18 protein-coding genes are annotated in these 19,684 nt (G+C 54.1%); 4 read left to right on the top strand and 14 right to left on the bottom strand.

Annotated elements, in window-relative coordinates:
- Positions 1-2 precede the first annotated feature (2 nt).
- Entirely contained in the window at positions 3-1,592 is a 1,590-nt protein-coding gene (locus KTE_RS12525) for a PAS domain-containing sensor histidine kinase (protein WP_201381421.1), read from the bottom strand.
- A gap of 368 nt (positions 1,593-1,960) precedes the next feature.
- Between KTE_RS12525 and KTE_RS12520 the strand changes: the two genes are divergently transcribed.
- A complete protein-coding gene (locus tag KTE_RS12520; RefSeq protein WP_201381419.1) occupies positions 1,961-3,226 on the top strand; it encodes a nitrate/nitrite transporter in 1,266 nt (421 codons plus the stop codon).
- Positions 3,227-3,352: 126 nt separating this feature from the next.
- Here the strand turns inward: KTE_RS12520 and KTE_RS12515 are convergent, their stop codons facing one another.
- Positions 3,353-4,273, bottom strand: coding sequence for an RNA polymerase sigma-70 factor (locus KTE_RS12515; RefSeq protein ID WP_201381417.1), 921 nt, complete (start codon positions 4,271-4,273; stop codon positions 3,353-3,355).
- 153 nt (positions 4,274-4,426) lie between these two features.
- On the opposite strand from KTE_RS12515, the gene KTE_RS12510 reads away from it, so the two are divergent.
- Positions 4,427-5,239 carry an SDR family oxidoreductase gene (locus KTE_RS12510; RefSeq protein WP_201381415.1) on the top strand — a complete coding sequence of 271 codons (813 nt, stop codon included), beginning with the start codon at positions 4,427-4,429 and terminating at the stop codon, positions 5,237-5,239.
- Between the two features lie 82 nt (positions 5,240-5,321).
- Here the strand turns inward: KTE_RS12510 and KTE_RS12505 are convergent, their stop codons facing one another.
- The 8 genes from KTE_RS12505 to KTE_RS12470 all read right to left on the bottom strand — a co-directional run bounded on the left by KTE_RS12505 (position 5,322) and on the right by KTE_RS12470 (position 14,359).
- Positions 5,322-5,873, bottom strand: coding sequence for a TetR/AcrR family transcriptional regulator (locus tag KTE_RS12505; protein WP_201381413.1), 552 nt, complete (start codon positions 5,871-5,873; stop codon positions 5,322-5,324).
- A gap of 16 nt (positions 5,874-5,889) precedes the next feature.
- Positions 5,890-6,840 (bottom strand): alpha/beta fold hydrolase, encoded by a 951-nt coding sequence (locus KTE_RS12500; protein ID WP_201381411.1) that lies wholly within the window; start codon positions 6,838-6,840, stop codon positions 5,890-5,892.
- A 94-nt stretch (positions 6,841-6,934) separates the two neighbouring features.
- Positions 6,935-8,482, bottom strand: coding sequence for a tetratricopeptide repeat protein (locus KTE_RS12495; RefSeq protein WP_201381410.1), 1,548 nt, complete (start codon positions 8,480-8,482; stop codon positions 6,935-6,937).
- A gap of 141 nt (positions 8,483-8,623) precedes the next feature.
- The gene (locus KTE_RS12490; RefSeq protein WP_201381407.1) at positions 8,624-9,826 is read right to left on the bottom strand and encodes a tetratricopeptide repeat protein; all 1,203 of its coding nucleotides are present in this window, start codon (positions 9,824-9,826) and stop codon (positions 8,624-8,626) included.
- A gap of 174 nt (positions 9,827-10,000) precedes the next feature.
- Positions 10,001-10,951, bottom strand: coding sequence for a YafY family protein (locus KTE_RS12485; RefSeq protein WP_201381405.1), 951 nt, complete (start codon positions 10,949-10,951; stop codon positions 10,001-10,003).
- 31 nt (positions 10,952-10,982) lie between these two features.
- Positions 10,983-12,497, bottom strand: a complete 1,515-nt coding sequence (locus KTE_RS12480) for an MFS transporter (protein WP_201381403.1) — start codon at positions 12,495-12,497, stop codon at positions 10,983-10,985.
- Positions 12,498-12,766: 269 nt separating this feature from the next.
- A complete protein-coding gene (locus KTE_RS12475; protein ID WP_201381401.1) occupies positions 12,767-13,390 on the bottom strand; it encodes a LysE family transporter in 624 nt (207 codons plus the stop codon).
- A gap of 102 nt (positions 13,391-13,492) precedes the next feature.
- Positions 13,493-14,359, bottom strand: a complete 867-nt coding sequence (locus tag KTE_RS12470; RefSeq protein ID WP_201381399.1) for a TIGR03560 family F420-dependent LLM class oxidoreductase — start codon at positions 14,357-14,359, stop codon at positions 13,493-13,495.
- A gap of 139 nt (positions 14,360-14,498) precedes the next feature.
- Here KTE_RS12470 and KTE_RS12465 point away from each other — a divergent pair, with 139 nt between their 5' ends.
- Positions 14,499-14,999, top strand: coding sequence for an Lrp/AsnC family transcriptional regulator (locus tag KTE_RS12465; RefSeq protein ID WP_201381397.1), 501 nt, complete (start codon positions 14,499-14,501; stop codon positions 14,997-14,999).
- Positions 15,000-15,025: 26 nt separating this feature from the next.
- Here the strand turns inward: KTE_RS12465 and KTE_RS12460 are convergent, their stop codons facing one another.
- Positions 15,026-15,808, bottom strand: coding sequence for a sulfite exporter TauE/SafE family protein (locus tag KTE_RS12460; RefSeq protein WP_201381394.1), 783 nt, complete (start codon positions 15,806-15,808; stop codon positions 15,026-15,028).
- A gap of 280 nt (positions 15,809-16,088) precedes the next feature.
- On the opposite strand from KTE_RS12460, the gene KTE_RS12455 reads away from it, so the two are divergent.
- On the top strand, positions 16,089-16,382 hold the full coding sequence (locus tag KTE_RS12455; protein WP_201370389.1) for an antibiotic biosynthesis monooxygenase: 294 nt from the start codon (positions 16,089-16,091) through the stop codon (positions 16,380-16,382).
- Between the two features lie 80 nt (positions 16,383-16,462).
- Here the strand turns inward: KTE_RS12455 and KTE_RS12450 are convergent, their stop codons facing one another.
- The 3 genes from KTE_RS12450 to KTE_RS12440 form a co-directional block, all read right to left on the bottom strand.
- Complete coding sequence (locus tag KTE_RS12450) at positions 16,463-16,942, bottom strand: hypothetical protein (protein ID WP_201381392.1); 480 nt, start codon at positions 16,940-16,942, stop codon at positions 16,463-16,465.
- A 122-nt stretch (positions 16,943-17,064) separates the two neighbouring features.
- Positions 17,065-18,804 (bottom strand): phosphatidylserine/phosphatidylglycerophosphate/cardiolipin synthase family protein, encoded by a 1,740-nt coding sequence (locus KTE_RS12445; protein ID WP_201381390.1) that lies wholly within the window; start codon positions 18,802-18,804, stop codon positions 17,065-17,067.
- Between the two features lie 111 nt (positions 18,805-18,915).
- On the bottom strand, positions 18,916-19,680 hold the full coding sequence (locus KTE_RS12440; protein WP_201381388.1) for a Nif3-like dinuclear metal center hexameric protein: 765 nt from the start codon (positions 19,678-19,680) through the stop codon (positions 18,916-18,918).
- Positions 19,681-19,684: the final 4 nt, after the last annotated feature.

Below are 19,684 nucleotides of genomic sequence, written 5' to 3'. Positions count from 1 at the left end.
ATCTATTGTTGAGTGAGCAGTGGCAGGGAGAACCAGAATGTAGAGCCTTGCCCTTGCTCGCTCTCGACACCGATAAGGCCGTTATGGAGTCCAATGATGGTCTGGCTGATATACAAGCCGAGGCTCAGGCCGCCTCCCACATGTTGCTCTGTCGTAGTGGGTTGGTGATGATCATTGCGTTCAATCTGATAGTAGCGCTTCCAGATACTCGCTTTCTGTTCCTGGCTCAGACCTGGCCCATGATCCTCGACCCAGACGCGCGCCTGGCTTGCCTGCTGCTCAATGCCGATGCTGATAGGCTCTACAGGGTCGGCATACTTGATGGCATTATTGAGCAAATTGTATAGTACCTGCTCGATGCGATCTTTGTCGGCATGGATCCGCATATCGCCGAGATCCATGGGTATCTTGAGCAAAAATTTACGGCCTGGGAAGGAGCGCCGCTGATCTAACACTGTATCATGTACAATTGCCAGCAGGTCGCAGGTATCGGGATTGAGCACCAGTTTATTGGCCTGGATGCGAGTCGTATCTAGCAGGTCGCCAACCAGACGGTTGAGTTGTTTGAGTTTGCCTAGCGAGCGCCCGACATGTGTATGGACATCATCGATGACGCTGTGCAGGTCTGTTGGCAGATTGTCGCGCTCCTCCAACAGGCGTTTAAAGCGCCGCTCAGCGAGTTGCAGGTTCCCATAAATAGCAGTGATAGGATTGCGTAACTCATGGCTTGCCATGCCGATAAAGTCATCTTTGCGGCGTTCCAGCTTTTTGCGCTCACTGTTATCGATCACGAAGCCAATCCATTGACATGGTTCACGCTGGTAGAGGACCGCGCCTAGCAGAACGGGGATACGCGAGCCATTCTTGCGAATGTATTCCTTTTCATAAGGCGCGCAGGAAATATGTTCAAGCATCTCGTGGAGCATGGCTTGATCCAACGCAGCATACTCCGGTGGTGTAATCTCGGCCCAGGCCAGTGGCTGTGGGGGTGGCTCTGCTTCTGTATAGCCGAGTAATTCAAGGAGAGCAGTATTGCTATGAAGTATGTGGGCATCATCGGCGATGAAGAGGCCAATAATATTGGAGTTGAGGAGGAGTTCGAGGTGCTTACGTTCACGAGCTGCCAGTTCCCTGGCGCGTTTCTGCTCGGTAATATCGTGGTAATAGACGGAGATTCCATGCTCTCTCATCGGATAGACGTGGATCTCGTAATATTTGCCGCTATAGAGTCCATCGGTCTCAAAATGCATAGGCTGCTGGGCCGCGACGGCCTCGCGGTAGCGCTGTTCTAAGACTGAGTTGCGCATACGTGGATACTCATCCCAGACGCAGCGTCCCAGCAATTCCTCACGGGTGCGCCCACTGAAATTTTCGGTTTGGGTATTGATATAGGTGTAGCGCCATTGACTATCCAGATGGAAAAAGCAGTCGGACATGTTATCGAGGAGCTGCGCAATATATTGCCCTGTATGTTGCTGGCGCTGCTGGAAGGCCACCAGGCCTAATGTGGGAAGTGCCTGGCTGGTGTGTGGCTCGCTTATGCGTGCTTTGGTTGTTTCTGCATTTAAGTCTGATCGATCTTCAGTGTGCATGTATTGGTTTCCCCGCAACAATAAAAAAAGCGCGTCCATCATAGAAAAGAATATATAGACTTGGGGACGCTAGGTACGTAGTAGGTGTACATGGACACACGCCAGGAGAATACATATTGCCGCTACTACATACATGGTAGCATAGCATAAGCGACATGTACAGCGAAAAGGATATCTGGCCCAGGGTTTTCACTTCTCCTCTAACTCTTGTCTCGGTTCGTTACGCTCGCCTCGGGGTAAGGGGTGTGGGCGCGAAGATACTGGTATATACACGGGCTGTATAGCGCTTATGACTCACTCATGTCAAAATGTGATACATATACAAGTAGGAATTATTTGTACATCTTAACAAGCTAAGGAGTGCCCTGGTGTCACATTTTGAATCCTCTCCGTTGTCCTCGCAGAGTGCGCAAGCTGTGGCTACAGTTGCCCTGGATAATAAGAAGCAGACAGACGTCAGTAGCGTCTGGTTGCGCATCCTGGTCGCTGTAAGCATGGGTATTTTGATCTCGATCCACTACACGAACTATAGTCCCCTGGCGTCTTCTATGAAGACGGATCTTCACATCAATAGTGGCGAGGTAGGACTCTTCTCAACGCTGCTCTTTGTGGGCATGGCTTTGACTTATATGGTGGGAGGTGTGCTGGCAGATCGCTTTGGCGCGAAGCCCGTGTTGTTGGTGTCCTGTGCTGTCTTGACGGTGGGGAGTCTCGCGCAGCCCCTGGTGCCGAATCTACTCTGGATGCTGGGTTGGCAGATCGTGATTGGTTTTGCCGCTGGTTGTGCCTTTCTGGCTGGCGCGAATGTGATTGCGGGCCTGGGCAGGTACGCGACGCTGGGGCAGGGTCTGTATGGTGGCTCCGTCCAACTTGGGGCGGGCATTGGCCTGCTGGCTACGCCATTACTCTTGCCTTATTTTGGCTGGCGCGGCTGCTTCTTTTTCTGGGGTGTGCTCAGTATAGCTGGGACGCTGGCATGGTTTCTTGTACGGGAGAAGCGCGAGACGCAGCAGGTGGGAGCGCTCCAGGTGGGAACGGCTCTGCGCTCGCCCTCACTCTGGCTACTGGGTCTCTCACACATGGGAACATTTAGCCTGGGAAACGCGATTGCGGCCACGATCACACTCTACCTGACGCACGTCTATGGCCTCTCCCTGGTGGAGGCGGGCGTGATTGGTTCGCTTACGCCCATTATTGGGACGCTCTTTCGCCCTCTGGGAGGCTGGCTCCTGGCGCGTCATATGCTGCGCTCGATCACGCTGTTGCGCCTGGGGACGGCCATGGGTTGCCTGGGAGTCGCGCTCCTGGCCTGCCCTTTTCACTGGCCCTGGCTGGCTGCTGTAGGCCTGGGCTTGATTGGCATTGGTTCGACGGTTCCCTATGCCTCTGTTTTTAATAGTGCGGCCAACCTGCGTAGCGTGAAGAAGGGCCTGGCGCAAGGCTTTGTTAGCATGGTCTCCACGCCGCCAGTCATCGTAGGGCCGCCCTTAATCGGCTTGATCTTTGATCGCACGGGCAGCTTTCTCTATGCCTATGGCTTAATCGTAGCCTTTGGCTGTATCGCGACAGGCGCGGCCTTTCTCGCACGCCACGCGCTCAAACGCGAGTCGCTCCAGCCAGCCAGCGAAATCTAAGTGGTTGCCCCAACCATTGTAGGACCCATGCTGGCATGGACTTGTTCGGACCGCATGCCTCTGTTTTCCTGTAGTCGTGCTATGCCACATGATATATAGAAAGAGGATCATTGCAATTGGCGATACTCAAAGCAGCTTCGTCTTGCTGTCGCTGGAGAGCTGTTTTTGCAGATAGGCCAGTTTCTCCGGGTTCAGCAGTGCATAGATCTCCTGAATACCCACAGCGCTCAGGGCCAGGCTGATGACTACGGCCAGGCTGCTCTCTTCCCAGAACAAGATGGCCGGGCTGCCATTGATCTCGGCCAGCGTCACGGTCAGAGGCCGCTGATTTTTGCGCTCTCGACTTAGCCAGAAACACCAGAAACGCGCCACGGCTTGCTGGCCGTGGATAGGCTTGAGAATCGACTGCACTTTGCCGCCACCATCCGCCCAGGAGACGGCATCCTGAGCCAGAAGGCTGGTCAGAGCCGCCATGTCCCCAGCCTGACTGGCGGAAAGAAAACTGTGCAGAAGCTGGCGCTGGCGCTGGCGCTCCGGCTCGAAACGCGCGCGCTTGTCCTGCAAAGCCTGCCTGGCCCGATGAAAGATTTGGCGGCAATTGGCCGGACTTTTCTCCAGCATGCTGCCGATTTCGCTAAAGGGGTAATCAAAGACTTCATGCAAGAGAAAAACGGCGCGTTCTGGCGGGCTGAGAGCTTCTAGCAGGCGTAAAAAGGCCAGCGAAAGAGCTTCTTGTTGCTCAAGGCCTGCTAGTGGGAACCCTTCGTCCTCCAATGTAAGGATCGGTTCGGGCAGCCAGTCTCCAATATACTGTTCGCGGGCGACCCGAGCCGATTTCAGATAATCCAGCGCCAGACGGGTAATAATGGTGGTCAAATACGCCTTCAAGGAAACTATCTCCGAGCTTTCACTCGCCTGATAGCGCAGATAGGCCTCCTGCACAAGATCCTCCGCGTCACTCGCGCTACCAGTCATTCGGTAGGCAATGGAAAAGAGCAGCATACGATAGTGCTCGAACTCTTCTCCCTGGTTCATGGATTCGTCCATCGCTCATATTTCTCCTTCTCCCCTCGTATTATAAGCCCATATTAGGACAGAGAACAAACGAGAGGTGTCACATCTGCCCGTGCTCTCTCGTCTCCTGTACGAGTCTCTGAGAGATATTCAAAGTACAGAGAAACCAAAAGAGGAAATAAAGATATGCAACATATTCTGGTCACAGGCGGCACCGGTACGCTCGGTCGCCACTTCATTCCCCGACTACGGGACGCCGGCTGCAAGGTACGGGTGTTAAGCCGCAGCAGCCACGAGAACAGGGAGGGTATCGAATTCGTGACCGGTGACCTGGCCACGGGCGAGGGTGTCGAAGCCGCCGTGGAGGGGACCGAGATCATCGTGCACTGCGCGGGCAGTAGCAAAGGAGACGAGGAGAAGGCCCTAAACCTGGTCCGGGCAGCGACGAAAGCCGGAGTGCGCCACCTGGTGTACATTTCAGTTGTTGGCGCCGACCAGGTTCCAGTCAAAAGCGGCATCGACCGCGCCATGTTCGGCTATTTCGCGTCCAAGCGGGCCGCCGAGCACCTCGTGATCGACTCCGGCATACCCTGGACAATCCTGCGGGCCACCCAGTTCCACGACTTGCTCCTCACATTCGCGCAGGCCCTGGCGAAGCTGCCCGTCGTGCCGGCTTTTGCGGGCTTCCGGTACCAGCCCGTCGATGCAGACGACGTAGCAGCCCGGCTTGTACAGCTTACCCTGAGCGAGCCTGCTGGCCTGGTGCCTGACCTCGGTGGGCCGCGGGTGTATACCTTCGCTGATCTGCTGCGCTCCTACCTGCACGCCAATCACCAACGTCGGCTGATCATGCCGATCTGGCTGCCGGGTCAGGCTGCCCGCGCACACCGGGCTGGCGCCAACCTGACTCCCGACCACGCCGATGGTACCCGGACCTGGGAGGAGTTCCTGGCCGACCGGGTGAGCTCGTCAAGTGGGACCAGTCCTAGCCTGCCTTAGCGGCTGGAGAGGAGTTAATCTCCTTGCTATATACTCTCATATGCTCTCTCATTGGGACAATCTCTCCCAATGAGAGAACATATCAATACGCTGCCCCATCAATAAACAAAGCATGATAGAGCATATATGTAATTGTGGAGACGACGGTATCAGGCTCTTGGAGTGGAACTTCTGCCAGTCGCCAGAACAACAAACTTACTACCCAGGCAAGTGCCGTGACATCTACGTCCTTTCTCGCTCCTGGAGTTTGAAGCAACGTATGTAGCATGTGCTCGATTTGTTGCGCTGTCCACTGTTCAAGCTGCGCATGCAGTGCCCGCAATTCTCCATTGAGCGCTGTCGCCTCTCGCCATGCTCGGTATGCTCCAACATAGGCCCAGTCAATGAGCAGCCTTTGACGAACAGCCTGTTCGATAGCGCTACGGGCCTCAAGGGTATTGTCTGCTGTACACTGCTGAGAAAGATCTTCTACCCCATTCAGAAAGCTGTCCATAAGCACAAGGAGGAGTTGCTGTTTGGAGGCAAAGTGTTGATAGAAGCCTCCTACAGCTACTCCTGCTTGATGGGCAATCTCTTCAATGGTTGTGGCTTCATATCCTCGTTCCGCGAAGAGACTCAGAGCTGCCTGCAACAACGCATCTCGTTTTTGCTTACTCCTCTTTTGTTGTGGGAGAGGTGGAAACTGCTGACCCGTCAACAAATTCGGACGCAGATTCGCCTCGCTCTTCTCTGTTGGATCCGAATGCACTTGACTCACCTACAAATTCAACAATTTTTTGAGCAAGGAGAACAGGTTGATCTTCTGGTACAAAGGCACGTGATCGCGAGACAAATTCCAGCCTGGCATGAGGAAATGCCTGTTGAAGCCGCCTGGCGTTGCGTGCCGAGAAGAAAAGATCGTTCTTGCCCCATAGAATCAACACAGGATGCTGGAAATGCTGAAAAGATTTCGCGGCTTCTATTGTATAACGGTTCGAGACCTGCTTTAGGAACTGGATAAGGTCGCGCCTGATCTCTCTATTTCCACTCCGGAGAGCCGAAAAATAGGCGTCAAGCGTCGCATCATCTGCGTGCCGAAGAGAAACAGTCGCCATAAGAACCCGTTGCGCGCGTTTCGTCTGCAACGCCCATGTGAGAAAGTCCGCGAAACGGGTTCCGAAGAGCCGCGCTCCAGAAGCAAAAGGCTTAAGAAGTGGCGGAAAAAAATCCTCAAAGGCATCGCAGTTCGTCAAAATCAGCCGCGTGATACGCTCAGGATGATTGACAATCGTCAACTGACACATGGCGCCACCAGTATCATTTCCGACGAGTGTGACATCGTGTAAATCTAATGCCACTAAGAAATCAGCAATGAGTTGAGCAATTCCTGATGGACTAAGGTCAGCATCGGCATGTAGGGGAACCGTCTGTGCTCCAAAAGGCAAATCCAGGGCAATACAACGAAACTGGCCCGAAAGAGCGGCAATTACATCGCGCCAGAGAGCACTATTGACCAGTAAACCATGAATGAAGACAAGCGTTGGCCCTGTCCCCTCATCTCGATACCGTACAATACCTTGCGGTAGAGATACCTCGCCATTCGTATGCAGTGAAGCAACCATAATATTCTTTCTCCTCCATGAATTTGAATACATATTCATGTTAGCGCGGAGAAAGCGAATAAGTCAAGGGGTATGTTTTTGCTAAGTGCAAAATTTACCACTGCTTGAGCAGGGGTAAGAGGCGCCCGTTATAGAACTCGGGGCGTGAGTAGCGGAACCAGCGCAGAGGGGCGAGGAGTGGCAGGGGGAGGCGGGCATCAAGGATCGCGTGATCCAATGCGGAGAAAGCCTCCTCATCCAGGTGCATCGCTCCCCAGGCCATGGTGAACCAGAAGAGCGCGCCCCAGTGCTGACTATCGAGATTATAGGCTTCAGCCAGTTCGCTGAGTGCGCGTTCGGGTTGCTCGCGTAGCAGGTGGGCCACGGCGCGGCACAGGCAGGCATGATAATCGGCTGGATTGCGGCTGGCGATCTCCTCCAGCGTTTCGGGTGAAATCGCTCCAGGGTAGTCATCCAGGCACATATCGAGCCAGGCTCCCATCCAGGCGGGTTCGATGTGCGTGCTATCCAGTTCCCAGCTCTGGCGATAGTCTACGCGTGCCTGCACCAGGTTGCCCAGGCGCAGGTGTGCCTCGGCCCGCTGAGCATATGCGCGGGCGAAATTTGGCTCATGAGCGAGGACGTAATTAAAATCTTGCAAGGCCTTGTGAGCCTCATTGAGGCGTAGATAGGTCGTGCCGCGCTGGAAGATGGCGAGCACATTTTCCTCATCATGCGTTATGCTGCGCTGGAAGTCTTGTAGCGCCTCGTTATACATGCCCAGGGCGGCATACGATGCCGCCCGGTCGGCGTACACAATATCGAGGTCAGGATTAAGCTCTAAGGCGTGCTGGAAGTCTTGCAGGGCACGCGTATGCTCATTGAGCGCGGCCAGGGTTAGCCCACGATTATAATAGACTGTGGCCAGGGTTGGATCTAAGGCCAGGGCGCGGTTGAAGTCCTCAATAGCCTCCTGGTAACGTCGCTGTAGGCGGTAGGCTTCGCCGCGATTATTATAGGTAAAGGGCGTAGAGGTGGAGAGCTTCAGGGCGCGATCATAATAGGGAAAGGCCTGCTCAGGGTGGCCACTATCGGTGCAGGTTGCGCCAATACGATTGAGCAGGAGCACATCATCTGGGGCGAAATGCAGGGCCCGCTGAAAGTTTTCCAGAGCCTCATTGTATTGTTGTTGGGCTGCATGCGCCTGGGCACGATTGGAGTAGGCTCCCAGGTGTCCCGCCTCCTCGGGATCAAAGGCGATGGCGCGATCCAGGTTGAGAATAGCCTGGGGAAAGGCTTCTAAGGCATAGTAGCTAATCGCGCGCCCGAGCAAGGCCTGTAAATCGTTATGCTCAAACGAGAGGGCCATGCTAAAATCATGGATTGCCTTGTGATAATCCTTTAATACATAGTAGGTTAGCCCACGTTGATAGTAGGCTGAGGCATACTCGGGTTGCAGTGAGATAGCCTGAGTAAGATCAGCCAGGGCATGTTGGGGATCGTTGAGACCACGATAGATGAGCGCGCGACTATGATAGTTCGCCGCCTCAGAGGGTTGAAGCTCGATGGCCTGCGTAAATTCGGTTAGGGCGCTTTGATAATCGCCAGCTAGCGCGTATACTGTTCCGCGTTTCTGGTACTCAAGCGTATTGTCTGAGTCCATCAGAACCTACCTCATGCGGTAATGCTTAAGTTTTATCATAGGTGATTATATACTTAATGTCAACCTCTATTGCCTTATACCGCTACTTTGTGAAAATATTGCTATTTATTTTATGCATTTTTAATATTGGTGTGTTTGTATTTAATTGGTAGTGGGAGCTGGTAGTGAGGGGAGAGAGGAGAGGATGGGGAGCACATCCTGCTGGTAAAAGCCAGGGTTTAGGGGCGCGACAAGTTGAAGAGGGGTAAAAAGTATCAGAGGCAGAGAGCTTTCCAGGGCGATATCCAGTGCCGAGCGTGCCTCCTGGTCGTGCTGGAGAGAGGCGTAGACGATGCAGAGCCAGAGATGAATATTGCTGTTATTAGGGTCGAGAACTAGCGCCTGTTGGAGGGACGCGAGCGCTTCCTCTGGCTGCTGGCGCAGATAGAGGGCGATTGCGCAGCAGAGAAGCGAGAGTTCCGGGGCTGAGTTGAGGGTGGCGATCTGCTCCAGGCGGTTAGCCATGGCCTCAGTATCGAGTGCTGGTAGCTCAAGGCAGAACTGAAGGGCCGCCAGCGAATAGTGAAAGCAGAGGCTCAGTGAATCGCGCGCGAGCGCCTGGCTGAGATCGTTCTGTGCCTGTGGCAACTGGTGCAGTGCCATATGTACCAGGGCGCGCTGGTGGCTGGTTGCGGCATCGCCTGGATCGAGTTGGAGCGCGTAGTTAAAGCAGGAGAGAGCCTGCTCAAAATCTTTTAGCTGATAATAGAAGATCCCTTGATATTTATACGTCGAGGCCTCATCGGGTTGCAGGCGGATCAGCATATCGATATCCTGGAGCGCTAGCTTATAGTCGCGGCTGCGCAGGTGGAGCAGCGCCCGGTGAAAGTAGATAGCCGTCACGCGTGGATTGAGCGCGAGAGCGGCACCGAAATCATTTAAGGCATTCTCTTCCTCGCGCACAGCACTATAGACAAGCCCCCGTGCATAATAAGCTGGCACCAGGCGTGGATGCAGGTCGAGCGCCTCGCTAAAGTCCTCGATGGCCTCTCCGTGATCTTTGAGACTTGCATACTGCGTGCCCCGCTCATAGTAGGCCCAGGCGAGGTGGGGATGGCCTTCAAGGACGTAATCCAGGTCCAGGATCGCGAGGCGGCAATCCCCCTGCTGTCCATAGGCCCTGGCGCGCATTCCATAGAGCTGTGAGCGAAATAAAGGCAGGTGCAGGAGCCAGGATGTCAGGGCAATAAGCGCGGCGGTATGGCGGCGTTTCGCGAGGTAGTGGAGCAAGAGGAAGAACACGAAATACAGACCCAGCAGGAGGAAAAGCAACACAAACACTATATTTAAGACAAAAATATTCATATCGCAGGCCTTCCTGGCATGAAGAGAGAGATGTGTTGATATAGAATAGGAAAGGGAGTATAAATATATGATATTGTTTTGTATTGCTTTTTGTCAATCTTTTGTAAGGATAAAAGATATCATTTGTGAGTGATGTATGGCGGTGATGTGGCGCAGCCATATCACCACCATACATCACTCGGCGTTGCGGAGCATAGCCCGTGCTTCTTCCGCGAGGCGCTGGCGCAAGGATGCCGGTTCGAGAACACGTACCTGGCGACCCCAGCTCAATAGCCATTGCAGGATATCGCGCTCATGGCGCACGTGGAGGGTGACGAGCAGACCTTCAGCGGTCTCCTCGCTGGAGGTCATATAGTAATTGGGCGTCTCACGCAGCCAGCGTGCGATCTCAGCCGGGAAGAGCACGCGGACGACGATAGAGCGTGGGGCCTCACTAGGTGCAGGCGGGTTTGCAAGCTCGGCGGGGCGTTCAAATGTGTTGGGACACAATTGTAGCTCTTCCATGCGATCCAGGCGGAAGTGGCGTCTATCCTGGCGCAGGTGGCAGTAGGCGATCAGGTTCCAGATACCGTAGAGTGAGACCAGGCGATAGGGATCGGCCTGGCGCGGCGTTACGACATTCTGTCCACTTTCAGGGTTTGTGCGTTGGTGATAGGTGAAGCTGACGCGTCGGCGGTCGAGGATAGCGCGGCGCAGCAACTGCAGCTTACCCTGCTCCTCCAGGGAGCCGTGGGCATTGGATGTCACAAAAATAATATTGTCTTGTAGATAACCTACCTCCGCACGTAGCTCCTGTGGCAGGACGCTGCTGATCTTGCGCGCGGCGGCGAGCGCGGCCTCGCGATACTGCGCATCGAAATATTGCGCCATAAGATCGCTACCGAGCAGGAGCATCGTCGCCTCCGAGGTGGAAAAACTGAGTGGAGGCAGGAAATAGCCCTCCATCAACGAGTAGCCCAGGCCCGGAATCGAGACAACAGGCACACCGGATTCACACAGTGCCTGAATATCACGGTAAATCGTGCGCTTACTTGTCTCGAAGGTCTTGGCGAGATCCTCGGCCCGTTGACGGCCTTTGCCCTGTAACTCTAAGACGATGGCCAGGAGGCGGTCAGTTCTATTCATGTGGCGAATTATAACATATGCATCCGTCTTTCTACGCGCGTTTGGCGGAGCGGTCTTCTTTGCCTCGTACCAGGGAGGCGAAGATGCCGAGCGCCGCGATACAGGCGCAGATGATAAAGGTCCACTGGAAGCTGTGTACAAAGGTCTGTTGCAGGGTCGTCAACTGCGCGTCCTGCGGATGGCTTGTGCCGAGCAGTTGACCTGCTGCGGAGCCACCCAGCGCGCCGAAGATGGCGCCGGCGAGAGCGACACTAAAGCTCTGTCCCATCGTGCGTCCGGTGGCCAGGAAGCCCGACGCGAGACCCTGGCGATGGCGGGGAGCCGCCCCCAGCAGAGCGCTATTATTGGGTGACTGGAAGATGGCCTGTCCGATACCGACCACGATCAGGCGCCAGACGATATCAAAGATTGAACTCTGGGTATTGAGCTGACTGATGAGCGCCAATCCCAGACAGGCAATGGTCATACCAGTAGCGGCGAGCCAGCGCGAGCCAAAGCGGTCGGCAAGCGAGCCGCTGATGGGCGCGATGACCGCGATGGTCAATGGGAGGGGTGTCAGGAGTACGCCCGCCAGCTCGGTTGGAAATTTGCGCAGCTCCTCAAAGTAGAAGGGCAGCATAAAACTGACCGCGAACAGGGCCAGGAAGTTAAGTACCAGGCTAAGATTAGCCGACAAGAAGACGCGGTTGTGGAAGAGCGAGAAATCGATAATCGGGCTTGAGACGCGCTGCTCGACGAAAGGGAGGGCCGCGAGTGCGAGCACACCAATGCCTATGAGTGCCAGGATCCAGGGCGAGGTCCAGCCAATTTCACCTCCAAAGGAGAGGCTTCCAGTTAGCGAGGCCATGCCGATGGCGAGTAGAAGCGCGCCCAGCGGATCAAAGCGCCCGGGATTGCGCTTATTTGCCTCTTTCAAAATGCGCAGGGTCGCGATAATGCCGATGATGCCAATAGGCACATTGACGTAAAAGATCCAGCGCCAGCTCAGGGTTGAGGTAATCAGGCCGCCCAGGGTCGGACCAACGCTGACACCCAGGGAGACCGTCACGGCGTTAAAGCCCAGGGCGCGCCCGCGCTCACTGGCGGGAAAGGCGCTCGTCAGCAGGGCGGGACTGACGGCCATGATCAGCGCGCCGCCCAGGCCCTGAAAAGCGCGTGCGATGATGAGCGTAGTCAGGTTGGGCGCGGCGCCACAGATCGTCGAGCCAAGAGTAAAGACGATCAGACCAATGATCCAAACTATCTTTCGTCCCAGCATGTCCGCCAGGCGACCAGCAGTCAATAGAATCGCGGCGGTCGCGACCAGGTAGGCGATAATAATCCATTCAACGGCACCATTGAGCGGAACCTGAAAGTACTGAGCGATGGCGGGCAGGCTGATATTGACAATCGAAGAGTCGAGGGTCGCCATAAAGACCCCTACCCCTACAATTGCAAGGACCGCCCATTTATTCGCGCCCTCCGGGTTAGAGGCGATTGAAGGGACCGCTGTGACGGACTCAGAGTCATTGTGCTCGGTTGGTGAAAGCGAGTGTTGCTGTTTCATAGTGTGTATCTATCATTTCATGCATGCAAGGGAGGGGCGAAAGGCGCTCCTCCATCTGGGGAGAGAGGCTTCTCCCAGTGGTCTTCTCTTTAAATACGTGATTGCAACTACACGGAAGGTCAGCACTAATAGCATGACACATTGCCATGTAAGAATGCAAAGTCACGCTCAATCCCACTGGATCTTTCCTGTGCGTAACACGATGGAACAGCCACGCTTGTTGCAAGAATGACGCTTCCTCCGCTTAGAGCGTCGGTTAACAACCAGGGTCAACCATTCAGTAATGTGAGCATACTCCACAATAATTTGAGCGCAAAGAAGCCAAGGGCGAGGCCACAGATGAGATTGACGAGGCGGAAAAATGCTGGCGTGACGAAACGCCGCCCATAGGATATCAAGCTTGACATAAGGACAGACCATAATAATGCACTAACAAGAAAGCCAGCAAAAAACACCATAACCTCTTTAAAATCAAGAGACATTTGCCTCGTTGCTATCAGCGTGGGAAGAACGCTGAGCCAGAACACGACTGGGAATGGATTGGCTAGAGTGAGCGCTATACCCAGGATAAAATCTCCCTGCCCGTTCGCAGCTTTCTTCTCGCCTACACTTCCTTGATAGGCATCTTTGAGTGCCTGCCACATTAGCAGTAGCAAGAGCAGCACACCAGTAGCCCCCAAAAGCATGCGGGCGACCATGTTTTGTACGAGGAAGGCCGCGCCAATCAAGGCGACGACAGCCCATAGGAGCAGCCCAAGTAATGCACCAAGTTGTAGCGACAAAGCTCCAAGAAAGCCACGTCGCCCCAGACCTCGTAAGAGCTGGGCAGTTATCGCACCGGGAGTAGCGAAGAGGGCAAGACCCAGTCCAAATGCAGAGAAAAAGAGCAGCACAATAATACCTCTATTTTCAGGTAGACATTTCTCTCCTCGAAGAGATGAGCCACCTGGACTGGCACCTCTGAAGAGAGAAATTGGTCTTTAAACTGGCAATAACTACTTATATGCAGCTTGCAGAGGCAAAGCTACTTCCTCTGCAAGGCGATGGAGGAGATTTTGAGAATCGGGCACAGGCACATGATAGATAATATGTGTTACTCCAACCTCTATAAATGAGCGGGTCTCCTGAAATGCTGCCTTCAGATCAGAAGGGTCAACAGAGATATGCCTGGAATGTTCAATGCTTGCCGGATCGCGACCAATGGCCACACAATAATTCTCCAGTAGAATACTCTTCTGCTGATAGATCTCAGGAGATTCAACACTACAATCCCAGATGTCTGCATGCTGAGCAATAACTTTCAAGGTTTGCTCACCTTCACCGCCAATGACAAAGGGGGGAGATGGTTTTTGAAGAGGCTTGGGATCGCAAGGCGCCTCGCTCAACTGGTAGTAGCGACCCTCAAAGGTTACTAGAGGCTCTGACCATAGTCGCCGGATCAGTTCACATGCCTCGCCTAAACGGCGAATGCGTTCTCCAGGTGGGGGAAGGGGAATGCCATAGGCGTGATGTTGCTGCTCTGACCATCCTGTCCCAATACCGAAATTCAGCCGACCGTGGGAAATGACATCAACCGTTGCGGCCATCTTCGCCAGAAGTGCGGGATGACGATAGGTGTTATCAGTGACCATGACTCCAATCCGTAAACGCCGCGTCTGAGCTGCAAGTGCTGCAAGTAGAGTCCATGACTCCAGATAAGGACCTGTTGGAGTACTGCCCAGGCCCATGAAATGATCATTGATCCAGGCATGCTCAAAAATGGAAATGTTATCTGCCGCTTGCCAAACGTCCAGTAATGCATCATGCGTTGCATGTCGTTGTGCCGTTTTAATACCGAAGCTTAGTGGTCTTGATTTATGCATAAGCCCTTTGCCTTCTCGCTAGTAGTGGATGGATACATCAATTTGATGCGCCTAGTATATACTTCTCTTGTGCGAGAATACAGAAATAAAGGAAGCTATTTCTTTTGTTTGGCCTAATTTAAGAAGGGGAAATATCATAATGTCTTTAGAATTTGAAAAGATACTGGATGAAACAGGTTGGCGCTTGCTCTATGAATTGCAGCAGAATGCGCGCCTCTCTTACAAAGAACTGGGCCAGCGCGTTGGACTTTCTCTTCCATCGGTCGCTGAGCGAGTGCGGAAGATGGAGGAAGCGGGCATTATTACTGGTTATCATGCAGAGGTCAATCTGACCAAATTAGGTTTGCCAATCCTCGCTATAATTCGCCTGGGAAGTTTTGTGGGAGAGAGTTGCGCACGTGTTGCTGCCCAGGCCAGCGAGATTCCTGAGGTTCTGGAATGTTATAAAGTGACAGGAGCTGACTGTGTCGTCGTTAAAGTGGCAGTTACCTCGATGCCTCACCTGGAGCAAGTCATTGAGCAACTCTCCCGCTTTAGCACAGCCTCTACCTCTCTTGTATTCTCTAAACCTTTAGAGAATCGGGTTATTACCCATGAATTGTTGGAGCGGGCAGAGGGTATACAGGATAATTTGTTGTAGCTTATCAATAGACTCTGTACACGCGCTCATAGATAAGTGCGAATAAAGAAGTAGATGGTGAGGAGAACGCCAACCACAATCACAAAGATGCGCACATAGCGTGGATCGATCTTGCGCGCATAGTACGCGCCTCCGTAGCCGCCCAGGATGGTGCCCACAATCATCAAAAGTGCCTGTGGCCAGAGCACGGCTCCCTTGAAAATAAAGAGGAAGGCCGCAGCCCCGTTGATGACAACTGTCAGCAGTGTCTTGACGCCGTTCATCTCGTGGATATTGTCCATGCCCATCAGGGCCAGCGTTGCCAGCATCAGAATGCCGATGCCACCGCCAAAGAAGCCACCATAGATGGCGATAACGAACTGAGCGATGGCGATTCCTATGAGAGTGGGGATACTGATGGCGGAGCTCCCTACCATGCGAGCCCGCAGGCGTGCGGTAAAGTAGGGGCTGGCGGCGAAGAGCACTGTTGCCAGCAGGAGGAGAAAGGGAAGCAGTTGCACAAAGGTATTCTGAGGTGTCCCGAGTAGTACCAGCGCGCCAATAATGCCACCAACCAGGCTACTGATGAGCAGGATAATCAGGACTGCGGGCCGTTGGCGCCGAATCTCCTGCCAATAGGCACTGGTACTGGCAATAGAGCCTGGCCAGAGCGCAAGCGTGTTTGTCGCGTTAGCCTGAATGGGAGGAAGACCAGTAAAGAGCAGCGCGGGAAAACAGAAGAAACTGCCGCCGCCCGCGACCGAATTGAGTGTACCACCTATAACAGCGGAGACAAACAGAACGATGATGTCAAGTAATGTCAAGTGCATTGCGAATGTCCCTATTCCATAGTATAAGATTTCTATTCTACTATATCACTTTAGCAGCTTTATTGCGTTGAGGATGCTTGCCCTGGCTCGCGCAGCGAGCCTTTAGGGTAAGGGTGTATGCGTGCAGAAAATGGAGCTAAGCTCCATTTTCTGCACGCATACACCCTTACCCTGAGCGCCGCAGGCGCGAAGGTATGCATGAGCGTGAAAAAACCTCTCTTGAGAGACTATAATAACAGTAGAAAATAGCACAATTACCATGAAATAGGAGTGATAGACAATGTTTGTAGCTGTCAATAAGATTGCCGTTCCCGCCGAGCGTATGCAGGCCATGATGGAGGCTTTTGAGCGTGAGGCGCCCAGAATGAAGCACTTTAAGGGGTATCTGGGTATGGAGCTGTGGAAAGGCGAAGATAACACCGTGCTCGCCGTTTCCCGCTGGGAATCGAAAGAGGCGATGGAGGAATATACCAATCATCCGATGTTCAAAGAGCATCATGGTGGCGGGAGCACAGGTAGCGGCCAGGGTGAGCGCTCAAGCCTGGTCAGCCACTACGAAGCAAAAGTCTTGTAAAAGAAATAGAGAACGCATTGTGAACAGAGCCTTCGGCTCTGTTCACAATGCGTTCTCTATTTCTTTTACAAGAGTAGTAGCTAGAAGGGGTGGCGGATGATGATGAAGATCACGATGATCAGCACCACTATGGCCAGCGTGCCCAGCACGAAGAAGAGGGTCTGGCGCCCGAGCTTGACGCCGCCAATGGGCGCGGCGGATTTCAACCTGGCGCGCTCGGCTTCCAGGCGCTCTTTGCGACGGTCGACACGATCCTGGCGCTTCTGGCGCATCTTTTTCAGGCGGTCATCTTCGCTCTCAGGGCCTGTACCCATCTGCTCCATACGTCGGCGCATGGTGCGGTTATAGCTCTCATATTCCTGTTGTTGTTTGGAAGCCTTGTTGTCGATTGGCTGGCGTGGCTGTGTTGATTTGGCTCCCTGTACAGCGGTTCCGCCGATCTGCGCGCTCCTGGTCGTCTTCCTGGATTTCTTGCCGCTGGTAGCGGTTGGTGAGGTGGGCGTGGTCGCGGGTTGGGCGGACACGCTCTCCTGCTTTGGGGCTTTGTTCTCTTTCGCCATGGCGATGTAACTCCTTCAGTTAAGCCTCGATGTTTGCTTTTGATGACCCATAAATGATCTATAGTATAATGTCGGCCCTGATTATCTCTCATTCATGGCTCCTTGTTCAAGAGGGTAAGAGATCAGGGTTTGGAGAACTGATAGAGCCAGCCTTTGGTCGCGTCAACTGCCAGCTCATAATCGTCAGCCAGGTTCTGGCGGATATATGGGACTAAATGCCCAGTCAGTGCATGGCCATTTCTGATAGCTTCCAGATTTGTTCGAGCCTGCTTGGCGAATGCCGCCATAGCGGCGTAGGGATCGGTGAGCAGGGCTTGTAGGCTGGCCCAGAGCGCCCCCAGTTCGCCGCTGACCCTGTGCATCTCATCACTGGGTTCGAGGCGTCCCATAATTTCAATCATAGCAAAAAGCATATCTTCGTCAACCACACCCAGGTGTTCGGCCATCAGGAGTACGCGTAGGGCATGCGCGATGGTCTCATGTTGCATGGCGATATTGAGTTCGGCATCATTACGCATGCCCCGGTCATTGAGATTGGCCGAGCCAACGGTCGCCCAGTAGTCATCGATAATGGCGACCTTGGCATGGACATAGATCGGACGATAGTAGCGCCCCGTCTCTTCCTCCTCCTGGTGATCTGTGCCCAGGGTATAGACCTGGAGTCGGCCCGCGCCAATGGCGCCAGGGGCCAGCTCTTGTAAATAGCTCAGGCCGTCATCGGTAAAGTGGCGTCCCACATTTGGGTGGTCTGGCAGGACGAGCACGATATGGACACCACGTTCCAGGGCGTTCGCCAGGGCCTGCAAGAGCCGTTCCATGTCCTCGTGTGGCGGGCCAAAGGTTGGGTTATCCAGGCCGAGAAAGGTTCGCCGCCATAAGTACTGGTTTTCCAGATAGATGAAGCGTTGAGCCTGCCCAATGGCGTGGAGATAGGCCTCGAAAATACTGGCGATACCATCGGGAGCAAAGTCATAGGTTTGGGTGGGGATCGTACGTGTCACCTGAATGGGAATGGCCTCGTGCTTGCGCCTATCGGTGGGTGACACATCCTTCGAGGGGGCTGGCAGGAGCAAGGCCTCATCAAGCTGCTGGCGATCCACGACAGCGTTCCAGCGTTGGTAGAAGTTATAGGCGACATCCCCGACAGCTGGCCCCTCGAAGCGGAAATGTACATCATGCCAGGAGTGAGGCATCTGCCCGTCCAGGCCCTGACGCAAGAGATTATAGTAAATGTGGCCCTTGGTGTCCCAACGGTCAAAGTCTCCATTGCGCTCGGTCATCAGGTCGATGCCGCCAACGAAGGCGTAGCGATTATCGATGACCACCGTTTTCTGGTGCAACGATTGAATGGGATGGTTGAGCAGGTCGCGGTTGCCATTGTCGGTGAGGCAGCGAATGCCGTAGCTCTCAAGCTCTTCTTTTACTTGCTGGGGACCAACCTGTAAGGGTGCCGAGAAGAAGTCCCAGAGCAAGACGCAGACATCGACGCCCTGCCTGGCCACATAGCCGAGTACATTGGTGACGGTCAGGGCCTCGCTTTCCTGCCAGAAGGTGATGGCGCTTTCGGAGAGGCCCTTCTTGCGCAGCCAGATAAGTAGCTCTTCTTGTTCGGGGGAGCCATCAGGACCAGCGCGGTGGTGCTTGCCACGTATGATAGGGAGGTTAGGTGTCAGGCCCCAGGCGGCGATATAGATAGAATTTTTCGCGCGTAGAAAGTGGATACACATCTCAAGCATTGTCATACGCCCATCAATGAGAAAGGCGGCGCGGTATGCTGTGCTGGGAGAGAAATCGCTGGTGGCCCAGCGCTCCTGTTGCCCGGTTTCTTGCTCATCCTGTGATGGCATACTGGTTGTATTCATACGTATATTTTCGCCAATATATTTTACTACCTAATATGTATTTGCAAAAGCTTGTAGTGTCGTGGCGTGGGGGACGGGCATCGCCTGCCCCCACGCCACGACACTACAAGCTTAGATTGCGTTGGGGACGTCGCAGAAGAGGGTTTCGACCTCAAACTGGCGCTCTAGTAGTGGTCCCAGTGCTTGAATACCGATCTTCTCAGAATTGTAGTGTCCAATCGAGATAAAATTGACGCCCTCCTCGCGCGCGTATGCCTCGGTCGGCTCGTCGGTCTCGCCTGTCAGGAAGGTGTCACAGCCAGCGGCTATGGCCTCAAGCAGGTAGCCGGGTCCACCACCAGTCACCACTCCCAGGCGGCGTACCGTCTGGCGTCCATATTCATAGACCAGGGGTTGAGTGCCAGCCGCTTTGGCGATCTCCTCGACCAGTTCGCGCAGGACCGTGCGTTGAGGCGCGGTCCCTATCGCGCCAATGGCCTTACCGCGAGAGCTGGCAAAGTTGCCTCCCTCAAGGGTAAAACCGAGTTTTTGTAACCAGAGCACGTTATTACCTATCTCAGGATGGGCATCGAGGGGGAGGTGATAGGCAAGCAGGGTAATATCGTGCTCAAAGAGGAGCTTGAGACGTCCCTTCATCATGACGCCGATTTCGCGGGGCATATTCTCCCAGAAGAGGCCATGATGGGTAATCAGCATGTCGGCACCCGCGGCGGCGGCCATGCGAAAGCACTCAAGATTTGCGCTCACTCCCAGGGCCACGCGTCTGACCTCTGGCTTGCCGATGACCTGCATGCCATTTGGGCAGTAATCACGGAAGGCGCTGATATTGAGATGCGTATTGAGAAACTGCACAACGTCATCGCGGAGGGCACTCATCGAA

Origin of the sequence: Ktedonobacter sp. SOSP1-85 (assembly GCF_016587415.1) — a bacterium.
Classification (GTDB): domain Bacteria; phylum Chloroflexota; class Ktedonobacteria; order Ktedonobacterales; family Ktedonobacteraceae; genus Ktedonobacter.
Note: the sequence above shows the minus strand (reverse complement) of the source record. Positions and strands in the feature narration are given on the sequence as shown.

Bases quoted from the DNA above. Each gene is read 5' to 3' on its own strand.
- KTE_RS12525 (WP_201381421.1), bottom strand. From the start codon at position 1,592: ATGCACACTGAAGATCGATCAGACTTAAATGCAGAAACAACCAAAGCA.
- KTE_RS12515 (WP_201381417.1), bottom strand. From the start codon at position 4,273: ATGGACGAATCCATGAACCAGGGAGAAGAGTTCGAGCACTATCGTATG.
- KTE_RS12510 (WP_201381415.1), top strand. From the start codon at position 4,427: ATGCAACATATTCTGGTCACAGGCGGCACCGGTACGCTCGGTCGCCAC.
- KTE_RS12500 (WP_201381411.1), bottom strand. From the start codon at position 6,840: ATGGTTGCTTCACTGCATACGAATGGCGAGGTATCTCTACCGCAAGGT.
- KTE_RS12495 (WP_201381410.1), bottom strand. From the start codon at position 8,482: ATGGACTCAGACAATACGCTTGAGTACCAGAAACGCGGAACAGTATAC.
- KTE_RS12490 (WP_201381407.1), bottom strand. From the start codon at position 9,826: ATGAATATTTTTGTCTTAAATATAGTGTTTGTGTTGCTTTTCCTCCTG.
- KTE_RS12485 (WP_201381405.1), bottom strand. From the start codon at position 10,951: ATGAATAGAACTGACCGCCTCCTGGCCATCGTCTTAGAGTTACAGGGC.
- KTE_RS12480 (WP_201381403.1), bottom strand. From the start codon at position 12,497: ATGAAACAGCAACACTCGCTTTCACCAACCGAGCACAATGACTCTGAG.
- KTE_RS12470 (WP_201381399.1), bottom strand. From the start codon at position 14,359: ATGCATAAATCAAGACCACTAAGCTTCGGTATTAAAACGGCACAACGA.
- KTE_RS12465 (WP_201381397.1), top strand. From the start codon at position 14,499: ATGTCTTTAGAATTTGAAAAGATACTGGATGAAACAGGTTGGCGCTTG.
- KTE_RS12460 (WP_201381394.1), bottom strand. From the start codon at position 15,808: ATGCACTTGACATTACTTGACATCATCGTTCTGTTTGTCTCCGCTGTT.
- KTE_RS12455 (WP_201370389.1), top strand. From the start codon at position 16,089: ATGTTTGTAGCTGTCAATAAGATTGCCGTTCCCGCCGAGCGTATGCAG.
- KTE_RS12450 (WP_201381392.1), bottom strand. From the start codon at position 16,942: ATGGCGAAAGAGAACAAAGCCCCAAAGCAGGAGAGCGTGTCCGCCCAA.
- KTE_RS12445 (WP_201381390.1), bottom strand. From the start codon at position 18,804: ATGAATACAACCAGTATGCCATCACAGGATGAGCAAGAAACCGGGCAA.
- KTE_RS12440 (WP_201381388.1), bottom strand. From the start codon at position 19,680: ATGAGTGCCCTCCGCGATGACGTTGTGCAGTTTCTCAATACGCATCTC.